The sequence below is a fragment of the Lapidilactobacillus concavus DSM 17758 genome, assembly GCF_001435835.1.
Lineage (GTDB): Bacteria > Bacillota > Bacilli > Lactobacillales > Lactobacillaceae > Lapidilactobacillus > Lapidilactobacillus concavus.
Genome location: NZ_AZFX01000036.1, coordinates 32,733 through 55,427, shown reverse-complemented (window position 1 = coordinate 55,427; position 22,695 = coordinate 32,733). Strand labels below are relative to the sequence as shown.

Here is a 22,695-nt window from a genome sequence, read left to right as displayed (position 1 = left end):
TAAACTCCTTTTAAGTAGTGAGCGTTAAACCCGCTCTTTCAAGCGGTGGTCATCATTATGCTTCGAATTGATCAGTGATGATCTGGTGATTCGTGAAAATATCAATCGATGCTGCAATATCGATGGCCTCATGCGCAATCTCTTTCGCACTCATCTTTTCTGCGTGTCGGGTCATCGCAATCGCCGCGGCTTGGGCAAAGTTGCCGCCTGAACCGATGGCAATCACATCTTCATCGGGTTCGATGACTTCACCATTACCCGAGATCAATAATAAATGTTCACGATCAAAAGCAATCAGCATAGCTTCAAGCTTCTGTAAAGTGGCATCCTTACGCCAGTCTTGTGCAAGTTCCACGGCTGAACGGCGTAAATCGCCATTATATGTTCGTAGCTTCTTCTCGAACCAATCTGAAAGTGTAAAGGCATCCGCAACACCACCAGCAAATCCAATAATCACATGATTATCAAAGATGCGGCGAACTTTATGCGCAGTGCCTTTCATAATGTATTTCTCGCCCATAGTCACCTGACCATCGCCGGCGATTGCGATTTGTCCCTGATGTTTAACTGCTACAATTGTTGTCATTTGAATGCCTCTCTTATTTTTTCTTTTGATCACTCGCGCGCGGGAAATATTGTTGATAATCCGCTTGCAAATGTTGCATCGTGACATGCGTATAAATCTGCGTCGAAGACAGGCTAGCGTGACCCAACAATTCCTGAACCGTCCGCAAATCTGCACCATGATCTAGCATATGCGTGGCAAAAGTGTGCCGCAACATATGCGGATGAATATCGCTATGCAGACTAGATTTCTTGATCACCTGATCTAACACATACGCAATACCGCGTGATGTAATCGGTTGGCCGAGCTGATTCACAAAGACGTAGCCATGTTTTGTGGGCGTCTTGCCAGACATTAACTTAACTCGACCATCTGACAAATAATCCGTCAAAGCTTTCTTGGCGTGATGTCCAAACGGCACGTAACGATCTTTATTGCCTTTACCATGAACCAAGACAATTTGCATAGAAAGATCTAGTTGAGTCAACGTGAGCTGGCTCACCTCACTTACTCGCATCCCCGTCGCATAAAACAACTCCAACAACGCGCGATTCCTTTGCGTCAACGGCTCATCACCCTCGACGGCTTTGAATAATGCATCCATTTCTTGCTCATAGAAAAAACGTGGCAAAGTTTTAGCTTGACCTTTAATTTGCACCGAAGCAAATGGATTTTGTACAACTAGTTTATGATTTTCGAGGTAACGATAAAAGGACCTTAAGGCGGATATTTTACGACTGATCGTGCTGCGCGCCATCTTTTTCTGGGTCAAATCAGCCAAATAAGTCTCGACTTCCAGACGATGAACGTCGCCATATGAAGCCAGCCCCCCATTTTGACTCAAGAAATCCGTAAATTCTTGAATATCATCGAGATAGGCTGTCTTAGTCAATTCCGAATACTGCCGCTCAACAATCAAATAACGAGCAAATTCGTCTAACCACTGCGTCTCTGCCATAAAAAAGCCTCCAATCAATATCTACTTTACCATATTGAATGCAGGTTTCATAAAAAGTTTCTTGTTAATTAACGGATTTAGCTGTCTCTGCAATCAAAGCTAGCGCTCGGTCAGCTAAAGCTTGCTGTCTCACTTTTTTGTCTCGAATCGGTGTCAGTAGACTCGGGAAAATACCGAAGTTGGCATTCATCGGCTGAAAATGTTTCGCACTGGCATGGGTGATATAATTCGCCATCGAACCCATCGAAGTCGCTGGTGGCAAGGTCACTAATTCCTGACCAAGTGCAAGCCGCGCCGCATTGATGCCTGCCAATAAGCCACTCGCCGCACTCTCGACATAACCCTCAACCCCAGTCATCTGACCGGCGAAAAAGAGTTCTGAATTCTTGAGCGATTGATAAGTTGGCGCAAGCAACTCAGGTGAATTCATGAAGGTATTTTGGTGCATGACACCATAACGGACAAACTCTGCCTGTTCCAAACCAGGAATCAGTCGGAAGACGCGTCGCTGCTCTCCCCACTTTAAATGAGTTTGAAAGCCAACGAGATTATAGAGACTTCCTGCCGCATTATCCTGGCGTAATTGAACGACCGCATACGGCCGCTGACCCGTTTTTGGATCTTCGAGACCAACTGGTTTCAACGGCCCAAACAACATCGTTCGTGCGCCTCGTCGCGCCATCACTTCGATGGGCATGCAGCCTTCAAAAACTTGGTCATCCTCGAAACCATGTAGTTCTGCCTGTTCTGCAAATGCAAGTTCATGCTGAAAAGTCTCGAATTGTGTCTTGGTCATTGGACAGTTCAAATAGGCGGCTTCGCCCTTGTCATAACGTGACTTCAAGTACACTTGATCAAAATCGATCGATTCCTTGGTCAAAATTGGCGCGGCCGCATCAAAGAAATGCAGTCCGTCAACGCCATTGAATCGCTGAATGGTTTCTGCTAACGCAGGTGAGGTTAACGGGCCTGTCGCAATCACCGTTACCCCCTTTGGGAACTCGCTCAATTCTTCATTGATAATCTCAATCAACGGATGCCGGCGCAACGTCTCGGTCACTTGTCCAGAGAAATGGTCACGATCGACCGCTAAAGCGCCACCGGCAGGAACCGCGTTTGTATCCGCAGCACGCATGATCAACGAGTCGAGTTGGCGCATCTCCTCTTTCAAGAGTCCTACGGCATTCGTGACTTGATTCGCCCGTAACGAATTCGTACAAACCAGCTCCGCAAACTGGTCCGTATGGTGAGCGGGTGTTTGATTCACTGGTCGCATTTCGTATAAGCGGACATGCACCCCACGACGAGCAATTTGCCAGGCTGCCTCAGAACCGGCCAACCCAGCACCAACAACATTCACAACAGGTTCGTTTACCATCTTGATAACCTCATGATTTAGCAATAATTAGCTATTTTCCGATTATTTTTGAACTTGTTCTTCATAGTCGCCGTTTGGACAGATGACTTGGCGACCGCCTTTAACTTTTTTCTCAACGAGATAATGACCATCGACTGGGCAGTCACGGCCCACCGGCTTATCCCAAGTCACAAAGTCACAGTCTGGGAAGCGCGAGCAACCATAGAAAATCCGATTACGTTTCGACTTTCGTTCGATGACTTGACCCTCGCCACATTTTGGACAAACGACGCCGATTTCTTTAACAATGGCTTTCGTGTTGCGGCAATCAGGGAAGCGACTGCAGGCATAGAATTTACCGAATCGGCCCAGCTTGATGACCATCGGTGCACCACAGATGTCACAATCAAAACCAGCGGGTTCATCTTTGATCTGAACTTTTTCGATACCTTCCTCGGCCTTGACTAATTCCTTCGCGAAAGGCTGATAATAACGATCAACAACCTTGACCCAATTCTCTTGGCCCGCTTCAATGCCATCCAACTCATCTTCAAGTTTGGCAGTGAAGTCGATATTCACGATATCTGGGAAAAACTCCTCGATTAATTTATCGACGATTTCCCCGAGCTCCGTTGGCTCAAAACTCTTCCCATTCAATTTAACATAGTAACGCTTCTGAATCGTATCGATAGTTGGCGCATAAGTTGATGGACGACCAACGCCGTTTTCTTCTAGTGCTTTGACTAAACTTGCTTCAGTATAGCGAGCAGGTGGTTGTGTGAAATGTTGCTGTGGATCAGTTTTGACCAACTTAACTTGATTGCCGACTGCTAACTCAGGTAGCACGTTGTCTTTTGAATCATCGCTACTGCCTTGATAGATCTTCGTAAAGCCAGCAAACTTCATCTGCGAACCCGTCGCTCTAAAAATCACGCCATTTTGTTCGAGATTCATGGTCACCGTATCATAAACAGCTGGTGTCATCTGACTGGCAACAAATCGTGACCAAATCAATTGATACAACCGTAATTGATCCCGCGACAAGACGTCCTTGAGTGACTCTGGTGTCCGCATCACGGAACTTGGACGGATGGCCTCGTGAGCGTCTTGAGCGCCTTCCGGATTTTTGGTCTTGTGTAATTTGGTTGCTGCATAGGCCTCGCCCAAATTTTCGTGCAGGTAAGTAGCGGCCTCATGTTTAGCAACACTAGAGATCCGCGTTGAATCCGTACGCATATAAGTGATCAGTCCAACAGTGCCTTCCTTGCCCAGACTGATCCCTTCGTAAAGCTGTTGCGCCAACATCATCGTTTTACGCGTCTTATAGTTTAAACGCCGGTTAGCTTCTTGTTGTAAAGAACTCGTCGTAAAGGGCGCCGCAGGGAAACGCTTTCGCTCCTTCTTGGTCACCGTCATGACATTAAAGGGTTGCTGTTTGTCGATTCGCTTAAGAACAGCTTGAACGGCATCCTTATCAGCGAGCGGTTGCTTCTTCTGATCGAAGCCATAAAAATTCGCCGCAAACTTTTTTCCACGACCCTTTTGAAATTCAGCCGCTAAACTCCAATATTCTTCGGGCACAAACGCGTTGATCTCACGTTCTCGATCAATGACCAGTTTCAATGCAACCGACTGAACACGACCAGCTGAGAGTCCTTTTTTAACTTTTGCCCACAAAATTGGACTGATTGAATAACCGACAAGTCGATCCAAAATTCGCCGTGCTTGCTGGGCATCTACCAAACTCATATCAATACTACGCGGTGTCTTAAAAGCATTCTTGACCGCATCTTTAGTGATTTCATTGAAGACAACTCGATTATCTGCCTTCGGGTCCAAATCAAGAATATGAGAAACATGCCAAGCAATTGCTTCGCCTTCACGATCCGGATCGGCTGCGAGATAAATATGGTCAGCTTTTTTGGCGGCAGTTTTTAACCCTTTAATGGTGTCACCCTTGCCGCGGATGTTGATGTAATGGGGTTCATAATCATTTTCAATATCAATACCCATTTGACTCTTAGGCAGATCACGTATATGTCCAAGACTAGCGACCACTTTATAATTACGGCCTAAATATTTCTCAATGGTTTTGGCTTTTGCTGGGGATTCCACGATGACAAGATTTTTGGTGGCCATGCAAAAACTCCTTTCTTGATCCAATAGCAACAATGAATCGCCGATAACTGACGATTCAAATCGGAAATAATCATAAGCTAGACTTAATCAAGTTGTCAACCATTAGAAATTCGGCCATCTCAAAAACAAGCGTTAAAATTCGCAATCAAAAAATGAATTAGGCGCCCCGCCAAGCACATTCGGTCACTTTTAAAACATCGTCATCAACCGGCGGAATTAAATTGAAAATCAGTTAAAATGTCGCTCGCACAAAGCACCGGTGTCGCACCGGCCTGAATCAATTGATTGGTTCCTTCAGAGAGTTCACTCAAGATATTACCTGGAATGGCGTAGACGTTTCGGTTCTCTTGGAGTGCCAGATTAGCGGTAATCAACGATCCACTTCGCCTTCTCGCTTCTGTCACCAAAACCGCCTCCGATAAGCCCGCAATAATTCGATTACGCTGTGGAAAATGAAATCGACGCGGAGGTGTACCAGGTAAATATTCGGACAATAATAAACCATGCTGAGTGATCACCTGTTGTAAGGCCCGATTTTGTTCAGGATAAACGACATCCAGACCATTTCCAATCACCGCAATTGTTTTGCCTCTTGCCAACAGGGTTTCTTGATGAACCAGTTGGTCAACACCCATCGCCAACCCACTAACCGTTACTAGTTGCTTGCCCACAAACTCAGGAATCAATCGGCGTAAACAATGTTGGCTATAGGTCGTGCATTGACGCGCACCGACGATGCCAATTTTATGCGCGTCCAGTAAATCGCGCTGTCCTCGATAGAAGAGCAAAATGGGGGGTTCGTAAATTTCCGCCAAGGCCAATGGATAGTCATCATCTAAGATAGAAATCATCTGTTCACCGGGCGGCTGTGGTTCGGTCAATACACCCGGAAAAAATTCGAGTTGCGAGCGTATTAAGTGATTAGCAACTGGCCAACTCGTTACTGAATCTAAAGCAACTTCCGCCAACAACTGCGCTAAGTTAAGCTGATCTCGATAATGCCAGCGCGTGTCTATTTTAGCGGCCAATAAGAGTTCGTTTTTATTCAAATCATCACCTACTCATTAGTAAGTACCCGCTTGAGGACGTTCGCCCTTTCTGAAAGTTTGTGGATTGATCAGCTGTTTCATCTTTTCAGAAAACTAAGCCATTAGCGCCGACTACAAAATTCATAGGCAGCGAGTCAAACTCAAAAAAACACACCAATCAATCGCGATGATCTCATGAAATAGATCGTCGCAAGCGATTGGTGCGTTTAATGATTGACAACTTTAAGCGATGTCAATAAATAAATTAATCTTCGTCTGGATATTCGCCAGCGTGATAGACATTTTGAATATCGTCATCATCTTCCAATTGGTCGATCATGCGATCAAACTGTTCAATCTTTTCAGCTGGAACTGGTGTCGTGTTTTGTGGCACCATAGTTAATTCAGATTTGACAAATTGATAACCCTTGGCAGCCAATGAATCACGTACAGCGCCAAAATCTTTAGGATCGGTGTAAATTTCATAGACTTCTTCGGACGTTTGTAAATCGTCGCCGCCTGCATCCATGACATCTTCTAGCATTTGATCCTCGTCAGCGTCTGTAGTTGTGCGATCGATGGCTAAATAACCACGACGATCAAACATGTAACTGACAGAACCTGTTGCGCCTAAATTACCACCATTACGTGTGAATGCAACGCGAACATTTGAAGCCGTCCGATTTTTATTATCAGTAAGTCCTTCAACTAAGACAGCAACGCCACCAGGTGCATAGCCTTCATAGGTGACCTCTTCGTAACTTTCGCCTTCAGCACCCTGAGCCTTCTTGATGGCGCGGTCAATATTGTCGTTAGGCATATTGGCAGCCCGCGCTTTATCCATCACCAAGCGTAATGAAGGGTTATTCGCAGGATCAGGATCACCACTCTTTGCGGCCATATAAATTTCACGTGATAATTTTTGGAAAATTTTACCACGTTTTGCATCCTGTGCATTCTTACGACCTTGAATATTGTGCCATTTTGAATGTCCTGACATTCGCTTCTCCTTCTTTCATTAACAAACTTGGTTAAAACCGTAATTAATCATATCAAAATCAACCTTTTTACGCAATGACTTATTCAAAAAGAGTCAGCGTTTTGACGTTCAAAAGGTAATGTCATGAAGCGTTGTGCTACCGAAACCTTAACCCACCTCGAGTACGTTGATGGTGAACGATCAATGCTGCAATGAGCATTGCTAATAACACACCAACTAAGGCCCCAGAAGAATCGAGCATAACATCTTGAATCATTGGGGTGCGATCGCCAGTTAATAACTGATGAAATTCATCCGTTGCGGCATAACCGGTTGCACTCAACCAGACTAACAAGGCACGCAAACCAAATTTAGGTACCGCACTCGTTAGACCAAGATAAGCAAATAATCCGAGCAATAAATTGTTCCCAAAATGAGCTGTCTTGCGCAACAGGAACTCAATCATACCTGCCAGCCCCTCAGTTTTTATACTATAGACATGCCCAGCATAGTTGATCGAAATCGGTGCTAACCATTTTCGTAGCCAGTCAAAATTAAATTGATTAATTTCAGGCACGATGGTCTGTTGATGATAGGTCATCGAAGAACTGATGAAAATTAAAACCATCATTAAAACTGCAAGTGCCAAAAATATTTTTTCGTGTTGGTGACGCATGACTTCCTCCTGTCGAGCTTCAATATTCGGCCGACAAGCCACACTACTCAACGCCCCATCGACCGACCTAACCGAGTTATTGTAGCACGTCCACTATTCATCGGGCAACGCCAGCACCACTCAGACAGACTGCGGCCCAAATCATTCCCGCCTATCAGGTTTAAAGCTGGCTAATTCGATTCAAGATAAATCGTCGGCTTTAAGAATGTGCCAGATTATGATACATTAAAGCTAGTTTTCGTGATCGACCGTTTGATCATCGTTCTAATCTCAGTTCATAAAGGAAGCTCACCCGATGGATCATCAACTCGAACAACTCTTACGTCAACATTTCGACGCCTTCAGCCCCAATGACGAAACCGAGGCATTATTTGCGAGTATTCTCGCGAACTTAAATGAAGAAGCACGTCAGAAAACGAAAAAAGGATTGCCAACCGAGCAAATTCTTGCCGAAGCACAGCATAGCTTGACCGACGTCGACGACTTACTCGTTGCACTTTCGAATCGCGGTCGTGATAAAGTCTTCGACACCCATCAACTTGGCCGCTTCTATGATCGCTTTTTTGCCGCCAAATGTGTCCATTCATTGCACTGTGATGTCAGTCAATTGAATCAAATCATCATCGATTATCGTTTGGCAACCTTTGTCGTCAGCACTAGTCTAGATGACGAACTAGTCGTTAACGAGTACATGAATCACGACCGCAAGAGTCTGTATGTTCAGAAGCAACAGGATGGTGACAAACTGAAACTGGAGCAGAAGACTCGTGGTGGCGCGTTGGCTTTCATGAAAATACGCGTCGAGATTCTGATTCCTCAATCTTTTACTGGCTTTGTTTATCTGAACACTCGCAGCGGTAACACGATTATCAGTCACTTATTGGGCAACTACATTTTGGAAGTGAGCTCAACTAGTGGTGCGCTTGTGGGTCATGATCTCTCATTGAGTCAAATTCACCTCCAATCAAAATCCGGTTCGATCAAAGCCGGTGAATTGAAAGCTGACCAAATCGTCATGAGTAGTACTAGCGGTGCGATTCGTTGTCAGCATGCCTTCAGCCCAATTCGAACTGGCATGATCAGTGTGACCGCACGAAGCGGTAACGTTGATTTAACCCATCTTAAAGCCAGCGAGCTGAACGCTGAGACTCACAGTGGGTGTTTAAGTGCGACTGGTTTAGAAGCCGCTCAGTACCATTTCTCGGCGAAATCTGGTAACCTGGTGGCAACTCATTTGCAGGGTTCTGGCCAATTCGGAACGACCAGTGGGAATCTTAATCTCGACTTTGATTCGATTGACGCTAATTTGATTGTCAACTCAACGAGTGGTTCAATCACTGTCAAAACGCCCGCTAGCAGTGAGTATCGCATCAACACACACAGTGCGAGTGGAAACATTGTGCTGCCATTCAGTGCTCGAGTAGATCCCTCTCAACGGCAACATTTCAAGCTCGGGCAGCTAGGCGAGGCCCCAACCTTCGAGCTCAGTGCCCATACACAAAGCGGTAATATTCGACTCACGACTGAAACAATGGCTGACTAGAGCAAAATTTTTTAGATGACCATGGCTCACTATCACCACCCTCACGAAGTTTCACTGAATCCAAAAAACGTTGTGTCTCACAACCGACTTTCAGCAGTGCTGAAAGCATTGAGTTATTGAGACACAACGTTTTTTAATTTAGCTTAATAAAACAGCATCATCATTCATTTCTTGTCCACTATTCGCTTTGAAGAGATCAAGTAAGTCGCTGACTGTCAATTGCTGCTTGTCTTTGCCGCTGATATCCACGACAATGCGGCCATGATCTAACATAATCAGCCGATTGCCATACTTAATGGCATCGGTCATGTTATGAGTGATCATCAAAGTCGTGAGATGTAACTCTGCGACTAACTGATTGGTCAAGCGCATGACAATGGCACTTGTTTTCGGATCTAGCGCCGCCGTATGCTCATCTAATAAGAGCAACGCAGGATTCTTCAACGTGGCCATCAACAGCGTGATTGCCTGGCGCTGACCACCTGAGAGTAGACCGATATCGGTCGTCAATCGATTCTCAAGACCCAAGCCCAAGGTTGCAAGACGCTCTTGAAAGAGTTTGCGATCACGACGCTTAACACCTGAAGACCAGAAGTTCCGCCATTCACCGCGGCGCAAAGCCAAGGCCAAGTTTTCCTCGACGGTCAGAAGTGGTGCAGTCCCCATTTTAGGATCCTGAAAAACACGACCAATCAATTTAGCGCGCTTTTCAACGCTTTGATAGGTCACATCGGTCTGATTGATCAAAATATGACCCGTGTCAACAGGCAAACTACCTGCGACACTATTGAGTAATGTTGATTTACCCGCACCATTACCACCGATGACGGACACAAAGTCGCCAGCCTTCAAAGTCAGATTGATGCCCTTGAGCGCGTGATTTTCATTAACCGTTCCACGCTCAAAATATTGATGTAAACGGCGAATTTCGAGAATATCTTCGGTTTGCGTTTTAGTCATTCGTTTGCTCCTCCTCACGATCCAGATTAGCGAGACGATTCTGATGACGCCGTTCACGTTGTTTGATCAGTTGACGCAGCAGTGGCAAGGATAGGAACAATGCCAACATTAATGAATAGAACAAACGTAGACTATTCGGATCGACACCGAGCCATAAAACAATTGCGATGATGAATCGATAGATGATCGCGCCACCGACGATCGTGATTAAGCGAACGCCAAACGAGACGTTGTGAATGATCACTTCAGCAATGATAATTGCTGCTAATGCGATGACCAAGGTGCCAATTCCCATGCTACTATCTGCATAACCGTTGATTTGTGTCATCAAACTACCCGATAAAGCAATCAATCCGTTAGAAATCATGTAAACGACCATTTTCATATTGTCAGTACTAATTCCGTTCGCCAGACTCATCTGCTCGTTATCCCCAACTGCACGTGCAGCAAGGCCCATTTCGGTGTTGAAAAAGAACACTAATAAAGCAATCACAACCACCAACACGATTGTGCCAATCACGATGGCAGCAATCGTCTGATCGGAGATTGGCATCAAGGTCAACACCGTCTTCACATCACCAATCAGTGAAACGTTGGCCTTGCCCATCACGAAGAGATTCACTGAATACAAGCCAGTCAGGGTTAAGATACCCGTTAACAGTGCCGGAATCTTTAGCTTGGTGTGCAAGAATCCAGAAACGAATCCTGCCGCGCAACCACCTAGAAATCCTAGTAGCGTGGCAACGATTGGATTGGTGCCATTAACGATTTGATGAGCCGTGATTGCTGCGCCGAGTGGAAAGCTCCCCTCTGCGGTCATGTCTGCAATGTCTAAAATTCTAAACGTCAGATAGACGCCAATGGCCATTACGGACCACAAAATACCTAATGAAATACTCGAAACCACGATATCCAAGATTAATCACTTCACCTTTGCAATTGTTTGTTGACTGATATTAAAAACTTTAGCAAATTCCTCATTCACTTGTAAAGAAACATCTGTTGGTCGTTGGACTTCCATCTTGGCTGGATTTTGTTTGTCCTTGATTATCTTCACTGCCATTTTAGCCGTTTGTTGACCTAATTTGTGATAATCCAGTGCTTTTGTTGCCACTCCACCGAGTTTCAACATGGCTTCAACAGCTGGTACGACGGGAACTTTTTTTTCTTTTGAAATTTTTCCAATCGTTGCCATTGCACTTGCTGCAACATTATCCGATGGGATGTAGACAGCATCCGCCTCTTGACAGAGACTACGCATGGCCTGCTCGACATCATTCGTTGTGGCAACTGTTCGACTAACCGACTTTAACCCCAGCTTCTTGATGGCTTTCTTCGCAATCTTAATCTGATAAACGGAGTTGGGTTCTGCGGCGTTATAAAGCAGTCCAATTCGCTTCGCCTTGGGAAATAATTGGTGCAACAAATCGACTTGTTGCGCAACCGAAACCAAATCGCTAGTCCCAGTGACATTGCCACCAGGCGTTTTCAAACTTTTAACGAGGCCGGCACCCACTGGATCAGTGATGGCAGTAAACAATAGTGGCGTTTTAGCATCTGCTTGTTTCAACGCCTGTGCGGCTGGCGTAGCAATGGCTAAGTTAACGGCATTTCGATCACGCTGCAGCCGTTCGCTCATCGTTCGTAAGTTCGATTGATCTCCTTGAGCGTTCAAGTAATCGATCTTCAAATTTTTCCCTTGATGGTAACCCTCTTTTGCCAACTCAGAAATAAATCCTTTGCGTGCGGCATCTAAAGATTCGTGATCCATTAATTGCAGAATACCCACACGAACTATTTTTTGATCAGACGCTGAGCTTTGCTTTCGACAACCACTCAAACCTACTGCTAATCCGGCCAACCCTATCATGGCAAGACTTCGAACTATTTTTTGACTCCACTTCATGATGCTTCCTCCTCAAAATAAAAGCCGCAGGATCGAATTCACTTCAATCCACGCGGCAATCTCTGAGTCACACCATAAAAAATACCACGTAGATTAAAAATTCTCACATGATCTACGTGGCTTAAAGTCGTCAAATTACTTCGGCCAACATAGATACAAACCGCCGAGTTTGCATCTATGTCGACACAAACCGGCTATCTAAAGAAGCCGAAGAAAAAGCTGTTGTTTAATTGTGGTTTTGAATCGTTTCTCATTCAAATCACTCCAGTTTTTACTATGCTTCTCATCATAGATGAGGAATATCCAAAAATCAAGTCAAAATTTTATTTTTTGCATCGATCAGTAAATCAGTCTGTTTTACTTAAATTTGCTCTGGTCAATCTTGAACAATTTGGCCAACTGATCATTGAAGCCTAGCTTGACTTCTGCAGGTTTTTCAACTGGTAATTGTTTAACCGTCTTTTGCTTCTTGATGATCTTGATTGCCATCTTGGCAGTTTGACGACCGAGCAAGTTGTAATCAATACCACGCGTTGCAACCCCACCTAATTTAACCATTGGTAGCGTTGCTGGGATAACAGGTGTCTTTGTATTCTCAGAAACCTTGCCAACAGTTGCCATTGCTGCTGTCAGAACGTTGTCTGCAGGAATGTAGATGGCATCCACTTGTTTAGCTAAACTAGCGGTTGCTTGCTCAACATCATTCGTTGTTGCAACTGTCCGTGCCTTAAACGCGAGTCCCTTTTTCTTAATGATCTTCTGTGCTTGTTTGATCTGAACAACAGAATTTGGTTCTGCTGCATTGTAAAGCAAGCCAATCGTCTTTGTCTTAGGGAAAAGCTGTAATAACAAATCGAGCTGACTTTCAACTGGAACACTATCGGTAACACCGGTCGCATTCTTGTTTGGCTTTGCAAAGCTGTTAACCAAACCCGCATTAACTGGATCTGTGATCGCCGTGAAAAGCAGTGGTGTCTTCTGATCAGCCGTCATCATCGCCTGAGCGGCAGGCGTCGCAATAGCAAGGTTTAGGACGTTTTTATCACGTGCAAGCCGCTCACTCATCGTCTTCAGATTGGATTGGTCACCTTCAGCATTGACGTAATCAATCTTGATGTTCTTGCCATCAACGTACCCTGTAGACTTCAATTCGCTTGTGAACCCTTTACGTGCTTCGTCTAAGGCACTTTGGTCAATCAATTGTAAGATACCAATTTTGATCTTGCCGTCACTCTCTGATTTCTTACTCGAGCAACCCGCGAGTAAGGTGACCGCAGCAATTGTGCTTAATCCCATTAATAAAGCTTTCTTCAAAATCGTTTTTTTCATCATTTTACTTCCTCCATTTTTTATCACACGACGCAAAAGGCCAGTCACAGAGAAAATCATTCCTGTGGCTGGCCAATTTAATTCTACCTAGGTAAATTAAAAACCACATGGAATTATTCTCTCCATGTGGTTAATGCGCGTGGTTAATGCGCAAAAATTAACTGCGACCATCATGGATACAAACCTCGAGGCGGCTTGCATCCTTAATGATACAAACCGCTATCCGTAATAGCCGTAGTAATACGTGTTATTCAGTTGTGTTCGATTAAATGTTCTCATTTAAATCACTCCACAAACTTAGTATGTTCTTAGAATAGACATTTAACGTTCTAAAGTCAAGCGATTTTTCTAAATATTTTCATGAGGCTGTGGCTCTTGAGAAAATGGTGCGGCTAAATCAAAAGCAATTGGTTGTCGTAACTCGATCAGCTCAGGCGCCACAAAACAATCATAGGCAACAACTTGCACACCCGCCGCCTGCGCTGTGGCAATGGCGGCCGTTAACTCAGGTTGCAAATTGGTATTGATCGTCATCTTTCGCATACCGCTCATTTGCACGACAAAAAGTAAAAACGCTTGGTAGCCATCAAGTTGTGCTTGCATCAGTGTATGCACATGTTTAAGACCTCGAGTTGTGATGGCATCGGGAAATGCCGCCAGACCATCTTGCTCAAGTGTCACGCCTTTAACTTCGACAAAATATGGTCGCTCGTCACTGAATTCACCCGCCAGATCTAACCGCGAGTCTCCATAGACAACTTCTCTTCGAACATGCTTAACGGATGCAGGATATGGCAGTTGAATCTGCCCACTTGTTAAACCTAACGCAGCTAAATCATTAGGCACCTGCGAATCAATGTTGATCCAGTTGCCTGCTTTATTCACTGCGATCAAATCATAGGCTGTCTTTCGTTGCGGCGCGTGTGAGTGGGTCAAAGCCACGATTACGCCTGAAATCAGGAGCTCCCGACACTTTCCTGTGTTCTTCACATGGACGGTTAAAGATTGTTCACCTTGCTGGCAAATCGCAATAAAACGATTCGGACGACTCACAAAAGTCGCCAAACTAACCTCAGGATACTTCATCAAGCGAGCATCTTTTCGATAGCTTGTGCAACACCACCGTCATCATTGACGCCGGTCACGAAATCGGCAATTTTTTTAACTTCAGGAATGCCATTTCCCATCGCAACTGCTGTTCCAGCGAAGTCGAGCATGGCTAAATCATTGTGCTGATCGCCAATCGCCATCACGTCTGCTGGTTTGATCTTCAGATAATCGGTTAAGTAGGCCAGCCCTGTCCCTTTCGTAGCCGCCTTAGGCATTACATCGATATAGTTCGCATCAGACCGTAAGAAATTGAAGCGCGTTGTTAATGCAGGATCCAGTTCGGCTAAGAGGCGATCGATTTTTTCAGGATCATCAATGAACATGCATTTAGGCATCCGTAAATCGTGAGGAATCTCGGCTAAATCACGAATCTTCAACGGCAGATTCAATAAATAAGACTCCGCGGCAATCGTGTGATTCAGATTATGACTCGTCGTATAGATCGCATCGTTGTTTTCGATACATAGCGAGAGATCGTAGGCTTTCGAGAGCGCCACGAGATCTAAATAATCGTCATAGCTAAACGTCGTACTGGACAAGACTTGTCCCGTCACGCTCTGAACTAACGAGCCGTTGAAGGCCACCACATACTGGTCTTCATCCGTAATGCCCAAAGTTTTCAATTCTGCACGCAATCCTGATAAGGGTCGGCCGGTTGAGAGTACAATCTTGACCCCACGTGCACTAGCAGCTTTGATCACCTGAATATTTTGTGGTGCAATCACATGCTGCGAGTTGAGTAAGGTACCGTCCATATCAATTGCGACTAATTTAATCATGAATCTGAACACTCCTTCGTTGATTTAATAAGCATTAATTTTTCCGTGACTCGTCATGAACCGCTGTCGCCAATTCCAGCCACTCCGATTTCAGCAGCGAATACCAATTATGGTCGACCCAACCGCGTTCAAGTTTTTCGGCGCGCCGATTCACGCCATCGAAATGAAACCCAGCATGGCGAATGACCGCATTGCTTGGCTGATTACCAGTTGCAGCAGCAATCATCAGTTTTTCTAACCCATATTCACCGAAACTGATCTCGAACAACGCTAGCAAACTGCGATGCATGATGCCATATCCTTGTTTATCTTGAGCAAGCCAATAGCCAATATCTGCCGATTGCGTCTCCGCATGAATCGTGTTCAAACTGAGACAACCCACAATTTCACCATGAAACCAAAGCAGCAAATTTAAACTGCGACCGTCAGCAAAAAGCCGGAGCTGTTCCCGAAATATGTCCGCTTCGGCCGCAACGGAATCAAGCTGCCGCGGCCAAGGTAGCCATTCGGCTAAATAAGCTTCGTTTTTTTTAATCAACTCAAAAACCGACTGGGCATCGATCACACGTGGTAGCACCAGGCTAATTTCGTCATCGACGCGATAACTAAACATGACGTCTCACTTCTTTTCTAATTCTTTGCGCCAGTCACGTGACCACAGTAGTCCCATGACGCCTTCACCAACATGGACACCAAGTGTCGGGCCGATGTGGCTCTGAATCACCGTTAAGTCGGGTTGTAATTCTCGTAGTTTAGCGGTCCATTGCTCAGACTGTGCAGGTGAATTACCATCAATGACTGTTACTTGAAGGGGATAATCGGCAGCGGCTTGTGCAGCCTCAAAGTCAGCCAGCGCGTGAGCAAAGGCACGGCGCATCGTCCGCTCCTTACCCTTCACAACTAATTTGCCCGCCTCATCAAAAGTGATCATCGGCTTCATCTGCAACAAATTTCCCAGCAATGCACTCGTATTTGAAATCCGACCAGTTCGCAAGAGATGAGAAAGATTGTCGACAATAAAATCCAAATCGATTGTTTCCCGCAGCGCAAGCAATTTAGGCATAATTTCTTCGGCGTGTTCACCCTGTTCAACCAAATATTGCGCATAACGGACTAAGTCAGCCTCTCCAGCACTCGCCTTACGCGAATCGAAAGGATAAACCTTAATTTCAGTCACAGTCGGTGCGTAGGCACAAAGATTTTCATAAAAAGTGGTGATACCACTCGATAGATTAATACAGATGACTTCGTCGTAACCGGCAGCACTAAGCTCATCAAAAGCACCCTGCATTTGATGCATCGTGATCTGCGCAGTCGACGGTAATTGCTGTTCTTCGTGTAAACGCCGATAAAATTCCGGCGAGGTAATGCTGACATTTTCAAGAAACTGCTCTTCACCAAAAATAACTGTGATTGGTAACATCGTGACGTTCATTGCCTTTGCTTCCTCAGGCGTCAAATAAGAAGCACTATCCGTTAAAACAGCTGTTTTCATTGATTTCTCCCAAACGTTTATCTTTACGTTTCATTTTACTGGATTGTCTGAAAATGTACAGTGAAAAACCAGAAATGTTTGCAAATCGTGTGGCCACCTCAAGTCGCCGACAGCCAAAATAGCACGAATCAGAACTGAAGAAGCACAAAAAGTGATGACAAAATCGTCATCACTTTTTAAATAGCGTCTCCTAAAATTAAAATCAATCATCAATAATCATGCGCTCGAAAAATTGATCAGTCTTGATTCGCGTCACACGCAATTATTTCGCCTATTACTCGACAGTCACACTCTTAGCGAGGTTACGCGGTTGATCGACATTGAGGCCACGCTGGATCGTGGCAAAATAGGCAAGGAGTTGCCCGCAGACGCCAGTTAACAAAGGCATCAATTCCGTCGTTAGTGTGGGTAAAACAACCTGATCGGTGGCCTCCTGACACACTTTCGATGCAATAACTAAAACGTTCGCCCCACGTGCGCGAACTTCTTGAACATTGCCGCGCGTGTGGGCAGCCGTTTCTGACTCGGTAATAAACACGATCACTGGTACGCCAGTTTCGATCAAGGCAATTGTCCCGTGTTTCAACTCACCCGCTGCGAAGCCTTCGGTGTGTACATACGAAATTTCCTTCAACTTCAACGCTGCTTCGAGACTGACATCGTAATCAATCCCACGACCCAGATAGAACGCATCCGTCCGCTGGCCAAGATAGTTCTGAGCCAGTCGTGCCCAAGCGTCATGATCAGAAACCAAGGCTTCCATTCCAGTCGCTGCTATGGCTAATTGTCGGCGGAGATCGAAGGTTTGCGCAATCTCGAGTCCACGAGTCTCACCCAGTGATTTTGCTAAAACTGCTTCAACAGCAATCTGAGCAGTATAAGCCTTCGTTGAAGCAACAGCAATTTCCGGACCGGCGTGCAGTAATAGCACATAATCAGCTTCTCGCGCCAATGTCGAGTTAGCCACATTGGTCATGACTAACGTAGGTAGGCCACGACGCTTGGCCTCGATCATGACCTGACGACTGTCGGCAGTCTCACCACTCTGCGACAAGAAGATGAAGAACGGCCGCGCCGATAGAATTGGCCAATGATAGCCAAACTCACTGGCAACGGCAACTTCAGCTGGAATCTCTGCATATTTCTCAAACAATCGCTTACCAACCAAACTAGCATGGTAACTCGTACCGGCCGCAACGAAGTAGAGACGGTCAGCTTGCGTTAACGCGTCCAACAGCTTTTTTTCAATGATTGACTGATCATCTGGGGTTAAATACGCTTGACTAATTCGTCGCATCACAGCTGGCTGTTCATCGATTTCTTTCAACATAAACGTTGGATAACTTCCTTTTGAGACCGAAGAATCGTCTATGGTGATCGTAATGGGTTCACGCGTCTGTTTTTCACCATTCAATGTCAATATCTCGACATCCGTTGAAGTAACTAAGGCTATTTCCTGATCACGAAGTTCCAAATAAGTCGATGTTTGATCATAGGTCGCTAAGGCATCGGATGCAATCAGGTTGAAGCCATCCGCCACGCCAATCAGCAGTGGACTCTTATTCTTACCGACATAAATTGTATCGGGTTGTTGCTTATCAATTAGCAATAGCGCGTATGAGCCTTCAAGCAGCCCCAGCGCCTTCTGAAACGCTGCCTGTGTCGTTAACCCCTCTTGTTCAACAAATGCTGCCACCAGCTGTACAATCACCTCTGTGTCAGTCTGACTCACAAACTCGGTATCCTTTAAATAAGTTTGCTTGAGTTCATGGTAGTTCGTGATGACACCATTATGTACCAGGTAAAAACGTCGTGAGGTAGAAAATTGAGGATGCGCGTTGGCAACACTTGGTTGGCCATGAGTTGCCCAGCGTGTATGTGCAATGCCGATTGTGCCTTGAATTTCATGACCCACTGCCGCACGCAAATTTTCGATTTTGCCAACAGTTTTAATCAGATCATCGTGACCATTCTGATCGTTAACGTAGAGACCCGCAGAATCATAGCCTCGGTATTCCAAACGTTCCAAGCCTTTCAATAAAACTTCAGTCGTTGCTGTTAGTCCAATAATTCCAACAATTCCACACATAATCTCGTCGCCCTTCCGATAATTGGTCTATATCAATTATTAACTTTGATAAATGAGTACAAATGCGATTTTAATACTGTATAGCAACGATGTCAAGACGAAAATTATCAATTGGTCTATTTCGTTAATCCATATTGGTCTATCTAATTATGACGTCGATAACTCACCTCATGCCACAATCAAGCCTAACTTGTTAGTTGCGACAGCACCAAAAAATCCTCCGTCATCATTTGATGACAGAGGATTACTGAGTTTGATTTTAGTTAATGGTTGCAGTTAGTTAATCGACGCCGATCTCGTTACGAACGACATCAACGATTTGTGCAACGTAGTTATCCACCAATTCTTGTGTGGGTGCTTCGGCCATCACACGTAACAATGACTCTGTACCGCTAGGACGCACGAGTACACGACCATCTCCAGCCATTTGTTTCTCGACCGTGTCGATGGCGGCAACGATGGCTTCATGATCGCGCCAATGTTTCTTATCACTAACTTTAACATTGATCAAGCGTTGTGGATAGGTTTTAACGGGGGCCGCTAATTCTGAGAGCTTCTTGCCTGTTTGTTTCATGATGTTCAGCAGCTGAATTCCCGTTAACATGCCATCACCAGTGTTATGGTAATCAAAAATGATGATGTGACCAGATTGTTCACCACCCAGATTATAATCATGGGCACGCATCTCTTCGACAACGTAACGGTCACCAACTTGAGTTTGAACAGACTTTAACCCAGATTTTTTGATGGCCTTATACAAACCGATATTACTCATAACAGTGGTGACGATCGTGTCATTCTTTAAGCGGCCACGTTGTGAGAAATAAGTCCCAAGAATGTACATAATCTTATCACCATCGATGATATTACCCTGTTCGTCAACCGCAATACAACGGTCACCATCTCCGTCGAAAGCTAAGCCAACATCCGCGCCAGTTTCAACGACCTTAGCCGCTAACTGCTCGGGATGAGTTGATCCAACGTGATCATTAATATTAAGGCCATTTGGCGAGGTGGCAATGGTTTGAAAATCAGTATCCAAATCAGCAAATAAACGATTCACCAGCTTGCTGGTGGCACCGTTGGCAGAATCCAAGACAACTTTCACACCGGTCAATTCGTCAGAGACAGTCTGCTCAATGAATTGTAAATACTTCTGTGCTGCTTCAGGATAATCGTCAACCGTTCCCAACCCTTCGGCTGCAGGACGTGGTAATTCATCAACGGGGGCATCCAAATACTTCTCAATTTCTTCTTCTTCGCTATCTAACAGTTTGTAACCGTCTGGGCCGAAAAACTTAATGCCATTATCTGCCGCAGGGTTGTGTGAGGCAGAAATCATAATTCCGGCGTCGGCACCTTGCGCCTTAACCAGATAAGCAACGGCTGGTGTCGTGATGACCCCAAGTTTAAGCACTTCAATACCAACAGACAACAAACCTGAGACGAGTGCATATTCAAGTAATTGACCAGAAGCACGTGTATCACGAGCAACGAGGACGCGTGGCACCGTATTTTCGCGATCAGCAACCTCCTGTGCGTGCTGAGTTAAAACATAACCACCTGCACGACCCAATTTAAATGCTAATTCTGGTGTCAATTCCTTATTGGCAACACCGCGAACCCCATCAGTACCGAAATATTTTACCATCAAAAATCTCTCCTTATTGTTGCTTATTCAGCGTCACTGCTTGAAGATGAATGACTTGACTAATCTGGGCTAGTACTCGAATCTTCACTGTCTGAGTCCGAAGATTCAGAGCTACTTTTGGCAGAACTTGAAGATCGACTCGACGTGCGCGACGAACTACTCTGCGAACTCGAACCACTCGGCTGCGATAATTCATCATTAACTTGAGACACTTGAATATTGACCGTGACCGAACTTGGGTCGATGTTAACCACACCAGACGGCTTGTCGATCTTGACCGTTTTTTGTATGCTGCTGTTGACCTTGCTGACACTCACAGGCACTGTAATTGTCTTGCCAATCTTGTCCAAGACACTTTGCGGTGCGAATAATGTCACCTGAGTCACTGAGCTCACAAGGGAGTAAACGCGTCCCCCATCACCACTACCACTCTGTTCAAAATCAAGTTTCACTTTTTTGCTAGGCAAATAGATTGGCAACTTCACGTGTGCTGTCTGAGGTGTCAATAAGACATCTACTGTGTTGCCATCCTTATCTAGTGCATCGAGTAAAACTTCCTGTTCGTAATTATCTTTCGTATTGTTGCTGATGTCAAGTTGTGCCACAACTTCGCGCACGCGAGAAACCTCACTCTTGGCACCCGAAACACGCACCGTTGATGGGCTGATCGATGGTGTTCCCACCAAATAACCATCTGCGATCCGACTCGTATTATAGTTGGCTTGAATTGGGAACGTCTTATCTTTACGAGTGGCAATCTTAATTTTGACCGTCTCAGGTTTGATTGAATATTTCAGCGATCGATTCAATCCAGATTGCTTGATCTTAACCGTGTGCGTGCCCACTTTTAGCTTACGAACATCAATGTAGACACGGAAATTTCGCATATTACGAGCGGCACTCACGTTAGCACTTGGTCCTTCGATCGTAATTGAAACTTGTCTAGGATAACCCGTGACATAATAGACGTCCTGATCCGAATCAACTTGTAAATTCGTCTTCAGAGTTTCCTTGGTATCGGCAACAGCTGTCTGCTCTGCAGTCTGGGAGTTCGAATGTGTTGCCCCTAAATTCTGGCTGGTCACCCAAGCAAAAAGCAGCGCAGCTAATCCTAACGACAATACCCGATAGACCCACGGGCGGTTAAAAAATTCTTTCATTTCTTAGACCCACCCTTCTGAATAAAAGCGAGTGCTTGTTTCCACCAATTTTTCTGCTCTTCGGTACTATCGAAGTGAGCGTGTAAGTACTTCAAATAGTCATCACGATTCAATCCGTGGATCAACTGGCTATTCTTGGTAATGCTGACCTCACCCGTCTCCTCTGAAACAACGATTGTCAGTGCATCGGTCACTTCGCTAATCCCTACTGCAGCACGATGACGCGTTCCAAATTCTTTAGGAATCATGTTACTCTCGGATAAAGGCAGATAGGCCGCGGCAACCGCGATTTTATTATCACGAATAATGACCGCGCCATCATGCAACGGTGTATTTGGGATGAAAATGTTAATCAACAATTCACCCGTGACGTCCGCATCCAACGGAATTCCTGTTTCAATGTAATCCTCGAGACCAGTGTTCATTTGAATACTGACCAATGCCCCAATTCGCCGCTTCGACATATATTGAATGGCTTTATCGAGTGCATTAATGAAATGATCCGTCTCTTCTTGGACCTGATGGCTACCACCGTCGAAGAATTGACTACGACCAATTCTTTCCAATGCACGCCGAATTTCCGGTTGAAAAATCACAACCAAAACAACGACACCCCAATTGATTACCATGTCCACAATATAGGACACGGTATGCAGGTTCAGATAGTAACTGACTGCCTTGATCAGCACGATCACTAAAATACCGTTTAACAGCTGTACTGCCTTCGTGCCGCGGACAATCATGATCAGTCGATAAATGAATAGCCAGACGACAAGAATATCGATCAAGTTCGCGAGGTTTTGCCACGAGATCATTTGACTCCAATTTATATTCATGATCAACCTCCTCAGACTTATGATATGTTATATGGCTAGTTTATTACAATCGCGCCCATTTAACAATCAGACAGACGCACAATTTACCCGAAACAACCGGATGATTAACCACTTTTCGTTTGCCAAGTGTTCACC

The 22,695-nt window shown here is 45.1% G+C and carries 20 protein-coding genes; 1 reads left to right on the top strand and 19 read right to left on the bottom strand.

The window, feature by feature from the left end; genetic code table 11:
* Positions 1 to 55 precede the first annotated feature (55 nt).
* The 7 genes from hslV to FC15_RS03290 all read right to left on the bottom strand — a co-directional run bounded on the left by hslV (position 56) and on the right by FC15_RS03290 (position 7,702).
* Positions 56 to 586 carry an ATP-dependent protease subunit HslV gene (gene hslV / locus FC15_RS03320; RefSeq protein WP_057823945.1) on the bottom strand — a complete coding sequence of 177 codons (531 nt, stop codon included), beginning with the start codon at positions 584 to 586 and terminating at the stop codon, positions 56 to 58.
* A 13-nt stretch (positions 587 to 599) separates the two neighbouring features.
* Positions 600 to 1,523 carry a tyrosine recombinase XerC gene (gene xerC, locus FC15_RS03315; RefSeq protein ID WP_057823943.1) on the bottom strand — a complete coding sequence of 308 codons (924 nt, stop codon included), beginning with the start codon at positions 1,521 to 1,523 and terminating at the stop codon, positions 600 to 602.
* A gap of 64 nt (positions 1,524 to 1,587) precedes the next feature.
* A complete protein-coding gene (gene trmFO, locus FC15_RS03310) occupies positions 1,588 to 2,901 on the bottom strand; it encodes a methylenetetrahydrofolate--tRNA-(uracil(54)-C(5))-methyltransferase (FADH(2)-oxidizing) TrmFO (protein ID WP_057823941.1) in 1,314 nt (437 codons plus the stop codon).
* Between the two features lie 42 nt (positions 2,902 to 2,943).
* Positions 2,944 to 5,019 (bottom strand): type I DNA topoisomerase, encoded by a 2,076-nt coding sequence (gene topA, locus FC15_RS03305; protein WP_057823938.1) that lies wholly within the window; start codon positions 5,017 to 5,019, stop codon positions 2,944 to 2,946.
* 203 nt (positions 5,020 to 5,222) lie between these two features.
* Positions 5,223 to 6,068 carry a DNA-processing protein DprA gene (gene dprA, locus FC15_RS03300; protein WP_057823936.1) on the bottom strand — a complete coding sequence of 282 codons (846 nt, stop codon included), beginning with the start codon at positions 6,066 to 6,068 and terminating at the stop codon, positions 5,223 to 5,225.
* Positions 6,069 to 6,312: 244 nt separating this feature from the next.
* Positions 6,313 to 7,047 (bottom strand): YebC/PmpR family DNA-binding transcriptional regulator, encoded by a 735-nt coding sequence (locus tag FC15_RS03295; RefSeq protein ID WP_057823934.1) that lies wholly within the window; start codon positions 7,045 to 7,047, stop codon positions 6,313 to 6,315.
* 136 nt (positions 7,048 to 7,183) lie between these two features.
* Complete coding sequence (locus FC15_RS03290; RefSeq protein WP_057823931.1) at positions 7,184 to 7,702, bottom strand: VanZ family protein; 519 nt, start codon at positions 7,700 to 7,702, stop codon at positions 7,184 to 7,186.
* Between the two features lie 295 nt (positions 7,703 to 7,997).
* On the opposite strand from FC15_RS03290, the gene FC15_RS03285 reads away from it, so the two are divergent.
* Positions 7,998 to 9,245, top strand: a complete 1,248-nt coding sequence (locus FC15_RS03285; RefSeq protein ID WP_057823929.1) for a DUF4097 family beta strand repeat-containing protein — start codon at positions 7,998 to 8,000, stop codon at positions 9,243 to 9,245.
* Positions 9,246 to 9,383: 138 nt separating this feature from the next.
* Here FC15_RS03285 and FC15_RS03280 read toward each other — a convergent pair whose 3' ends face one another.
* The 12 genes from FC15_RS03280 to cdaA all read right to left on the bottom strand — a co-directional run bounded on the left by FC15_RS03280 (position 9,384) and on the right by cdaA (position 22,560).
* Positions 9,384 to 10,205, bottom strand: a complete 822-nt coding sequence (locus tag FC15_RS03280; RefSeq protein WP_057823928.1) for an ABC transporter ATP-binding protein — start codon at positions 10,203 to 10,205, stop codon at positions 9,384 to 9,386.
* Entirely contained in the window at positions 10,198 to 11,121 is a 924-nt protein-coding gene (locus tag FC15_RS03275; protein WP_057823926.1) for an ABC transporter permease, read from the bottom strand. Before FC15_RS03275 ends, FC15_RS03280 begins: the two co-directional genes overlap by 8 nt.
* Positions 11,122 to 11,127: 6 nt before the next feature.
* On the bottom strand, positions 11,128 to 12,111 hold the full coding sequence (locus FC15_RS03270) for an ABC transporter substrate-binding protein (RefSeq protein WP_057823923.1): 984 nt from the start codon (positions 12,109 to 12,111) through the stop codon (positions 11,128 to 11,130).
* A gap of 357 nt (positions 12,112 to 12,468) precedes the next feature.
* Positions 12,469 to 13,425, bottom strand: coding sequence for an ABC transporter substrate-binding protein (locus FC15_RS03265; protein WP_057824113.1), 957 nt, complete (start codon positions 13,423 to 13,425; stop codon positions 12,469 to 12,471).
* Between the two features lie 363 nt (positions 13,426 to 13,788).
* Complete coding sequence (gene sfsA, locus FC15_RS03260) at positions 13,789 to 14,526, bottom strand: DNA/RNA nuclease SfsA (RefSeq protein ID WP_057823921.1); 738 nt, start codon at positions 14,524 to 14,526, stop codon at positions 13,789 to 13,791.
* Positions 14,526 to 15,329 (bottom strand): Cof-type HAD-IIB family hydrolase, encoded by an 804-nt coding sequence (locus FC15_RS03255; protein WP_057823919.1) that lies wholly within the window; start codon positions 15,327 to 15,329, stop codon positions 14,526 to 14,528. Before FC15_RS03255 ends, sfsA begins: the two co-directional genes overlap by 1 nt.
* Positions 15,330 to 15,363: 34 nt before the next feature.
* On the bottom strand, positions 15,364 to 15,942 hold the full coding sequence (locus FC15_RS03250; RefSeq protein WP_057823917.1) for a GNAT family N-acetyltransferase: 579 nt from the start codon (positions 15,940 to 15,942) through the stop codon (positions 15,364 to 15,366).
* 6 nt (positions 15,943 to 15,948) lie between these two features.
* Complete coding sequence (locus tag FC15_RS03245) at positions 15,949 to 16,824, bottom strand: DegV family protein (protein ID WP_057823915.1); 876 nt, start codon at positions 16,822 to 16,824, stop codon at positions 15,949 to 15,951.
* 274 nt (positions 16,825 to 17,098) lie between these two features.
* Positions 17,099 to 18,913 carry a glutamine--fructose-6-phosphate transaminase (isomerizing) gene (gene glmS, locus FC15_RS03240; protein ID WP_057823913.1) on the bottom strand — a complete coding sequence of 605 codons (1,815 nt, stop codon included), beginning with the start codon at positions 18,911 to 18,913 and terminating at the stop codon, positions 17,099 to 17,101.
* Between the two features lie 280 nt (positions 18,914 to 19,193).
* Entirely contained in the window at positions 19,194 to 20,564 is a 1,371-nt protein-coding gene (glmM, locus tag FC15_RS03235; protein ID WP_057823911.1) for a phosphoglucosamine mutase, read from the bottom strand.
* 59 nt (positions 20,565 to 20,623) lie between these two features.
* Complete coding sequence (locus tag FC15_RS03230; protein WP_057823909.1) at positions 20,624 to 21,724, bottom strand: CdaR family protein; 1,101 nt, start codon at positions 21,722 to 21,724, stop codon at positions 20,624 to 20,626.
* A complete protein-coding gene (gene cdaA, locus FC15_RS03225) occupies positions 21,721 to 22,560 on the bottom strand; it encodes a diadenylate cyclase CdaA (protein ID WP_057823907.1) in 840 nt (279 codons plus the stop codon). The genes FC15_RS03230 and cdaA overlap by 4 nt, the downstream gene beginning before the upstream one ends.
* Between the last annotated feature and the right edge of the window lie 135 nt (positions 22,561 to 22,695).